Below are 7,131 nucleotides of genomic sequence, written 5' to 3'. Positions count from 1 at the left end.
CCCCGAGCCCCCGGACGTACGTCCGCGGCTGACCGTGCTCTCCGGCCCTTCAGGGGTCGGTAAGAGCACGGTCGTCGCCCATATGCGCAAGGAACACGACGAGGCCTGGCTCTCGGTGTCGGCGACGACCCGCAAGCCCCGCCCCGGCGAGAAGCACGGCGTCCACTACTTCTTCGTCACCGACGAGGAGATGGACAAGCTGATCGCCAACGGCGAGCTGCTGGAGTGGGCCGAGTTCGCCGGCAATCGCTACGGCACACCGCGTGCGGCCGTGCTGGAGCATCTGGAGTCCGGCGTGCCGGTCCTGCTGGAGATCGACCTCCAGGGTGCCCGGCAGGTCCGCGAGTCCATGGCGGACGCGCTGCTGGTGTTCCTGGCTCCGCCCTCCTGGGAGGAGTTGGTGCGCCGGCTCACCGGACGGGGCACCGAGCCGCCCGAGGTGATCGAGCGCCGTCTGGAGGCCGCGAAGGTCGAACTGGCCGCCGAGCCGGAGTTCGACGTGACCCTTGTCAACACCTCCGTCGAGGACGTAGCACGCGAGCTGCTAGCCTTGATGGAAGTTGTGTGATCGTTTTTCCGATCTCATCCCATCTTTCGGAAGGCAGAGCGTGTCCTCTTCCATCACCGCTCCCGAGGGCATCATCAACCCTCCGATCGACGAGCTCCTCGAGGCCACCGACTCGAAGTACAGCCTCGTGATCTACGCCGCCAAGCGCGCCCGTCAGATCAACGCGTACTACTCGCAGCTCGGCGAGGGCCTCCTCGAGTACGTCGGTCCGCTCGTCGACACCCACGTCCACGAGAAGCCGCTCTCCATCGCCCTGCGCGAGATCAACGCGGGTCTGCTGACCTCCGAGGCCGTCGAGGGCCCCGCGACCTGAGACGTGTACGGCGTCGGCAGATAGTCGTATCTGCAGATTGCGACAGCTTTATCCACAGGCCCGGCAGCGCGACTGTCGGGCCTGTGGTGTGTCATGGGGTTGTACGGTTTCCGAGCTCGGGGAGAGACGGTGGACAAGCCGAAGGTCGTGCTGGGGGTCAGCGGTGGCATCGCGGCGTACAAGGCGTGCGAGCTGCTGCGCAGACTGACGGAGTCGGGCCATGACGTCCGGGTCGTGCCCACCGCCTCCGCACTGCACTTCGTCGGCGCCGCCACCTGGTCCGCGCTGTCCGGGCACCCGGTCTCGACCGAGGTGTGGGACGACGTCCACGAGGTCCCGCACGTGCGCATCGGCCAGGGCGCCGATCTGGTCGTGGTGGCTCCCGCGACGGCGGACATGCTCGCCAAGGCGGCGCACGGCCTCGCCGACGACCTGCTCACCAACACCCTCCTCACCGCCCGCTGTCCGGTCGTCTTCGCACCCGCGATGCACACGGAGATGTGGGAGCACGCGGCCACCCAGGAGAACGTGGCGACGCTGCGCCGCCGCGGTGCCGTCGTCATCGAACCGGCCGTCGGCCGGCTCACCGGCGTCGACACCGGCAAGGGACGGCTGCCCGACCCCGCCGAGATCTTCGAGGTCTGTCGCCGCGTGCTGGCCCGCGGAGTCACCGAGCCGGACCTCGCGGGCCGGCACGTCGTCGTCAGCGCCGGTGGCACCCGCGAACCCCTCGACCCGGTGCGCTTCCTCGGCAACCGCTCCTCCGGCAAGCAGGGCTACGCCCTCGCCCGCACCGCCGCCGCGCGCGGCGCCCGCGTCACGCTCGTCGCCGCGAACGCGGGGCTGCCGGATCCCGCGGGCGTGGACGTCGTCCCGGTCGGCACGGCGGTGCAACTGCGGGAGGCGGTCCTGAAGGCGGCCGCGGACGCCGACGCCGTCGTCATGGCCGCAGCCGTCGCCGACTTCCGCCCGGCTACGTACGCGACCGGGAAGATCAAGAAGAAGGACGGTCACGACCCCGACCCGATCGTCCTCGTACGGAATCCGGACATCCTCGCGGAGATCTCCAAGGACCGCGCCCGTCCTGGACAGGTGATCGTCGGCTTCGCCGCAGAGACCGACGACGTCCTGGCCAACGGACGCGCCAAGCTGGCGCGCAAGGGCTGCGATCTGCTGGTGGTGAACGAGGTGGGGGAGCGCAAGACGTTCGGCTCCGAGGAGAACGAGGCCGTGGTGCTGGGCGCCGACGGCAGCGAGACCCTCGTGTCGCACGGCCCCAAGGAGGCCCTGGCCGAAATCGTCTGGGACCTTGTGGCGGGACGCCTGCGCTGAATGTTTCATTCGTCTCTCAGTCACCTCAAACCTCAACCACGAGGCGTGGCGACCCTGGCCAAGGCCGCTCGGTATTGGGCAGAATGCGCGTGCCGCAGGTCACAGCACTCCCGAGGCGCGAGACAGGGGGGCCGGTGGCCGAGCGCGACCGATAAACTGTTCTCGGACGATGCCGGGCGCAGCCTCCGAGCCCGTCCGCCAATGATCAGCCAGCAGCCGCTGCAACCCCAGGGAGCGTTGTGTCCCGTCGCCTGTTCACCTCGGAGTCCGTCACCGAGGGCCACCCCGACAAGATCGCTGACCAGATCAGCGACACCATTCTCGACGCGCTTCTGCGCGAGGACCCGACGTCCCGCGTCGCCGTCGAGACGCTGATCACGACCGGCCTGGTGCACGTGGCCGGCGAGGTCACCACCAAGACGTACGCGGACATCGCGACCCTCGTCCGCGGCAAGATCCTCGAGATCGGCTACGACTCGTCCAAGAAGGGCTTCGACGGCGCCTCCTGCGGCGTGTCGGTCTCCATCGGCGCGCAGTCCCCGGACATCGCGCAGGGCGTGGACACGGCCTACGAGAACCGGGTCGAGGGCGACGAGGACGAGCTGGACCGCCAGGGCGCGGGCGACCAGGGCCTGATGTTCGGCTACGCGACGGACGAGACGCCGACGCTGATGCCGCTCCCGATCTTCCTGGCGCACCGCCTCGCCAAGCGCCTCTCCGAGGTCCGCAAGAACGGGACCATCCCCTACCTGCGCCCCGACGGCAAGACGCAGGTCACCATCGAGTACGACGGCGACAAGGCCGTCCGTCTCGACACGGTGGTCGTCTCCTCGCAGCACGCCTCCGACATCGACCTCGAGTCGCTGCTCGCGCCCGACATCCGCGAGTTCGTCGTGGAGCCGGAGCTGAAGGCGCTGCTGGACGAGGGCATCAAGCTGGACACCGACGGCTACCGCCTCCTGGTCAACCCCACCGGCCGCTTCGAGATCGGCGGCCCGATGGGCGACGCCGGCCTCACCGGCCGCAAGATCATCATCGACACCTACGGCGGCATGGCCCGCCACGGCGGCGGCGCCTTCTCCGGCAAGGACCCGTCCAAGGTCGACCGCTCCGCCGCGTACGCGATGCGCTGGGTCGCGAAGAACGTCGTCGCCGCGGGCCTCGCCTCCCGCTGCGAGGTCCAGGTCGCCTACGCCATCGGCAAGGCCGAGCCGGTCGGTCTCTTCGTCGAGACCTTCGGCACGGCCAAGGTCGACACGGACAAGATCGAGAAGGCCATCGACGAGGTCTTCGACCTCCGCCCGGCCGCGATCATCCGCGACCTCGACCTGCTCCGCCCGATCTACGCCCAGACGGCGGCGTACGGCCACTTCGGCCGCGAGCTCCCCGAGTTCACCTGGGAGAAGACGGACCGCGTGGACGCGCTGCGGAAGGCTGCGGGGCTGTAGGTCCTGCGACACCTTTCGAGGCCCGGTTTCCTTTGGGGAGCCGGGCCTCGGCGCGTTCCTGTCGGGGGCGGCCGGTCCGCCGATGTCAGTGCGGTTTGGTAAGAATGCAAGCGTGAGCAGCGGAGACGGGCAGGGGGGCGGCGGGGCCGAGGGGGCGCCGCCTGAGCAGCTTGCGTTGATTCGGGAGAGTGTGCGGAAGGCCGAGGTGCCGCGGGCCAAGCCGCGGACCTGGCGGGGGGCCGCGCTGGCCAAGGAGCTGCCCGTCGCGCGGGTGCTGGTCGACAAAGGGGTGCTGCACCTTGATCGGTATTTTGATTACGCGGTGCCCGAGGAGCTGGATGCCGACGCGCAGCCGGGGGTGCGGGTGCGGGTGCGGTTCGGGGCCGGGCGGCATCGGGTGCGGGACGGGCGGCGTGAGGGCGGGGGGCTGATCGACGGGTTTCTCGTCGAGCGGCTTGCCGAGTCCGATTACTCGGGACCTCTTGCTGCGCTGGCCCAGGTTGTTTCGCCTGAGCGGGTGTTGAGTGAGGAGTTGCTGGGGCTTGCTCGGGCTGTTGCCGATCGGTATGCGGGGAGTCTTGCCGATGTGTTGCAGCTTGCCGTGCCGCCGCGTAGTGCGCGGGCCGAGCAGCGGCCGTCTCCCGAGCCGTTGCCGCCGCCTGCCGTGCCGGAGGCGGGGAGTTGGGGGCGGTACGAGCAGGGGGCCGCGTTCGTGGCGGCGCTGGCCTCGGGGGGTGCGCCGCGGGCCGTGTGGAACGCTTTGCCCGGGCCCGAGTGGAGTGAGGAACTCGCGCGGGCCGTGGTGGCGACCCTCGCGTCCGGGCGTGGCGCTCTCGTCGTGCTGCCCGACGGGCGGGCCGTCGCCCGGGTCGACGCCGCGCTGACCGCGCTGCTGGGCGAGGGACGGCACGCGGTGCTCACCGCCGACGCCGGGCCCGAGAAGCGGTACCGGGAGTGGCTCGCGGTGCGGCGGGGGGCCGTACGGGCGGTGGTGGGGACTCGTGCCGCCATGTTCGCGCCGGTTCAGGATCTTGGGCTTGTGGCTATCTGGGATGACGGGGACGACAGCCACAGCGAGTTGCACGCGCCTCAGCCGCATGCCCGTGAGGTGTTGTTGCTGCGGGCCGCTCAGGACAAGTGCGCCTTTCTGCTGGGCAGTTGGAGCTGCACCGTGGAGGCCGCCCAGCTGGTCGAGAGCGGGTGGGCGCGGCCGGTGGTCGCCGGGCGCGAGCAGGTGCGGGCGGTCGCGCCGCTCGTGCGGACCGTCGGGGACGGGGATCTCGCGCGGGACGAGGCCGCCCGGGCCGCGCGGCTGCCGACGCTCGCCTGGCAGGCTGTGAGGGAAGGGCTGAAGCACGGGCCGGTGCTCGTTCAGGTGCCCCGGCGGGGGTACGTGCCCCGGATGGCCTGCGCCAACTGCCGTGCTCCCGCGCGCTGTCGGCACTGCGCCGGACCGCTGGAGGGGCAGGAGGCGGGGGCCGCGCTGCGATGCGGGTGGTGCGGGCGGGACGAGAGCAACTGGCACTGTGGCGAGTGCGGTGGGTTCCGGTTGCGGGCTCAGGTGGTCGGGGCTCGACGGACGGCCGAGGAGTTGGGGCGGGCCTTCCCCGCCGTGCCCGTGCGGACCTCGGGGCGCGAGCATGTGCTGGACACTGTGCCGGGCGCTCCCGCGCTGGTCGTGAGCACCCCGGGGGCCGAGCCCGTCGCCGAGGGCGGTTACGCGGCGGCGCTGTTGTTGGACGGCTGGGCCATGCTCGGGCGGCCCGATCTGCGGGCCGGTGAGGACGCGTTGCGGCGGTGGATCGCTGCGGCTGCGCTGGTACGGCCGCAGGGGGCCGGGGGTCCTGGGAGTGCGGGGGGTGGCGGGGGCACTGTGGTCGTCGTCGCGGAGCCGACGCTGCGGCCTGTGCAGGCGCTGGTGCGGTGGGATCCCGTCGGGCATGCGGTGCGGGAGCTTGCCGAGCGGGCCGAGCTGGGCTTTCCGCCGGTTTCGCGGATGGCCGCGGTCACGGGGAACGCGGAGGCCGTCGCGGAGTTTCTGCGTACGGCTGAACTGCCGCGGGAGGCCGAGCTGTTGGGGCCCGTGCCGGTGCCGGGCACGGCCGTGGGGCGTCCGCGGCGGGTGGGGGCGCCGCCCGTGGGGGAGCACTGGGAGCGGATGTTGATCAGGGTGCCGCCGGGGAAGGGGGCGGCTTTGGCGGCTGCGTTGAAGACTGCGCAGGCTGCGCGGATGGCTCGGGGGAGTGGGGGCGGAAGTGGGAGGGGTAGCGGGAGTGGTGGGGGTAGCGGGGGCGGTGGGGATTCTGTGGTGCGGGTGCGGATTGATCCGCCGGATATCGGGTGACGGGGAGGGTGCGCGGGGCACGGGAGTGGGGGAGCTTCGTTCGTGTGCCGGCTGCCCCGGACATGCGTCTGCCCTCCCGGGGAGTTCCGGGAGGGCAGGAGATGGAGGTGGGTCAGCCGTTGCGCGGGCCGGGGAAGGCCGTGGGTCTGGCCTCGTCGCGGAGGACCGGGTCGCGCAGGACCGGGCTGCCCGCCGTCGGCTGGGTCGGCATCGAGCGGGCCGCCGGGACCGTCGGCACGGTGGGGATACCGGTGTTGACGGCGACCGGTCGGGCTCCCGCCGCCTCCGTGGTGCGCTCGGCCTCGGCGGCCGCCTGGGTCGCGGCGCGGCGCGCGCCGTAACGGCGGTGCACCGCCTGCTTCGTGACGCCCAGCGCGGAACCCACCGCGTCCCACGAGAAGCCGAGGGAGCGGTCGAAGTCGACGGCGGCCGTGACCAGGGTCTCGACGCTGTCCCGGAGCTCCTGCGCGAGACGGACCGTGGGGGCGGGGGCGCGGCCGTAGACGACGAAGCCCGTGGAGGGGCCGGAGCGGCGCGGGCGGTAGACGTTGCCCAGCTGGGCGGTGAGCGTGCGCAACGCGTCCACCTGCCGGCGGACCCGCTCGATGTCCCGCACCAGCAAGTGCAGGCTGGCCCGAGCCTGGGCGTCGTGGGTTGCGTGGTCGGCCATGAACAAGCCTCTCGAACCGGCGTGAAAATGATCGGGCCGCGTGGTAGGCGGCCCGTTGTGGTCAACTCTTTCTTGACCAACGCGGGATTGCTCCGCGGGTCACGCAATGGGGGCGTGTGGGCATATGCGTACGCCCCTGGGGGTGGGTTTACGCCTCGGCCTTCGGCCCTCGGGGGATCCTTTGCCCACCCGCGCACCACCCGTTTCCAGTTGGGCAAGAGGCTGGGGTCGCCCGTGGGGGTCGCGCGCCATTGGCGGCTGATCCGCCATAGACCCTCGGCCCGCTCCCGTCGGCCGGCTCCCTCTGGCCGCTCTGCTCCCGTCGGCCGGCTCCCTCTGGCCGCTCTGCTCCCGTCGGCTGGCTCCCTCTGGCCGCTCTGCTCCCGTCGGCTGGCTCCCTCCTGCCCGTCCCGCAGATGCATCGGCACCGGTCCCGCATGCCCTTTTCGTACGTCC

The 7,131-nt window shown here is 71.7% G+C and carries 6 protein-coding genes; 5 read left to right on the top strand and 1 reads right to left on the bottom strand.

Annotation, left to right across the window (positions count from 1 at the left end; genetic code table 11):
* The 5 genes from gmk to ACWDR3_RS46605 form a co-directional block, all read left to right on the top strand.
* Nucleotides 1–568: guanylate kinase (gene gmk, locus ACWDR3_RS46625; RefSeq protein WP_450358773.1), on the top strand; the 568-nt coding region annotated here is incomplete at its 5' end.
* Nucleotides 569–608: 40 nt separating this feature from the next.
* Entirely contained in the window at nucleotides 609–881 is a 273-nt protein-coding gene (rpoZ, locus tag ACWDR3_RS46620) for a DNA-directed RNA polymerase subunit omega (RefSeq protein ID WP_019059732.1), read from the top strand.
* A 129-nt stretch (nucleotides 882–1,010) separates the two neighbouring features.
* The gene (gene coaBC, locus ACWDR3_RS46615; RefSeq protein ID WP_450358772.1) at nucleotides 1,011–2,213 is read left to right on the top strand and encodes a bifunctional phosphopantothenoylcysteine decarboxylase/phosphopantothenate--cysteine ligase CoaBC; all 1,203 of its coding nucleotides are present in this window, start codon (nucleotides 1,011–1,013) and stop codon (nucleotides 2,211–2,213) included.
* 239 nt (nucleotides 2,214–2,452) lie between these two features.
* Entirely contained in the window at nucleotides 2,453–3,661 is a 1,209-nt protein-coding gene (gene metK / locus ACWDR3_RS46610; RefSeq protein WP_402362498.1) for a methionine adenosyltransferase, read from the top strand.
* A gap of 112 nt (nucleotides 3,662–3,773) precedes the next feature.
* Nucleotides 3,774–6,005, top strand: coding sequence for a primosomal protein N' (locus tag ACWDR3_RS46605; RefSeq protein WP_450358771.1), 2,232 nt, complete (start codon nucleotides 3,774–3,776; stop codon nucleotides 6,003–6,005).
* Nucleotides 6,006–6,117: 112 nt separating this feature from the next.
* On the opposite strand, the gene ACWDR3_RS46600 is transcribed toward ACWDR3_RS46605, so the two are convergent.
* Nucleotides 6,118–6,675 carry a hypothetical protein gene (locus ACWDR3_RS46600; RefSeq protein ID WP_450358770.1) on the bottom strand — a complete coding sequence of 186 codons (558 nt, stop codon included), beginning with the start codon at nucleotides 6,673–6,675 and terminating at the stop codon, nucleotides 6,118–6,120.
* Nucleotides 6,676–7,131: the final 456 nt, after the last annotated feature.

This window comes from Streptomyces sp. NPDC001002 (assembly GCF_053599215.1).
This window is presented reverse-complemented; position numbering and strand designations above follow the sequence as displayed.